The organism is Pseudomonas sp. R62 (assembly GCF_000257605.1).
In the GTDB taxonomy this organism is placed as follows: domain Bacteria; phylum Pseudomonadota; class Gammaproteobacteria; order Pseudomonadales; family Pseudomonadaceae; genus Aquipseudomonas; species Aquipseudomonas atacamensis.
This window is the reverse complement of record NZ_AHZM01000939.1, coordinates 1-709: the sequence shown is the minus strand read 5'-3', so window position 1 is coordinate 709 and position 709 is coordinate 1. Positions and strand designations below refer to the sequence as shown.

Sequence of the window (709 nt, the reverse complement as noted above, 5' to 3'; positions counted from 1 at the left end):
GGTCTGTCACAGATTGGCGAATTTTCCTTCATCATCGCCGCGTTGGGCATGACCTTGCAGGTGACCAGCAACTTCCTCTATCCGGTCGCTGTGGCCGTGTCGGTGATCACCACGCTGCTGACGCCGTATCTGATCCGCGCGGCGGACCCGCTGTCGATCAAGCTCTCGGCCGCTGTGCCCAAGCGGCTCGGGCGGGTGCTCGGCATGTATGGCGAATGGTTGCGCAGTATTCAGCCGCAGGGCGAGGGTGCGCTGCTGGCGTCGATGATCCGGCGGATCCTGTTGCAGGTCGGGGTCAATCTGGCGCTGGTGATTGCGATCTTCTTTGCCGGCGCATACTTCGCCGAGCGCATGTCGTTGTGGCTGCAGGACTGGATCAGCGATCCGAGCTGGCAGAAGGCACTGATCTGGGGCGGGGCGTTGCTGGTCTCGCTACCATTTCTGATCGCGGCTTATCGCAAGCTCAAGGCGCTGTCGATGCTGCTGGCGGAGATGGGCGTCAAGCCGGAGATGGCCGGGCGTCACACGCAGCGAGTGCGTCGGGTGATCGCCGAAGTGATCCCGATTCTCTCGCTGCTGGTGATTTTCCTGCTGTTGGCAGCCTTGTCGGCCAGTATCCTGCCGACCAACAAGCTGCTGGTGCTGATCGCCGTCGTCGCGGCCGCCGTGGCGGCGCTGCTGTGGCGCTGGTTCATCCGCGTGCATACGC

General features: G+C 63.3%; 1 pseudogene. It reads left to right on the top strand.

The annotated features are described in order from the left end of the window. Positions 1–709 (top strand): annotated as a pseudogene (locus OQK_RS01240) (cation:proton antiporter); the annotation flags it as partial.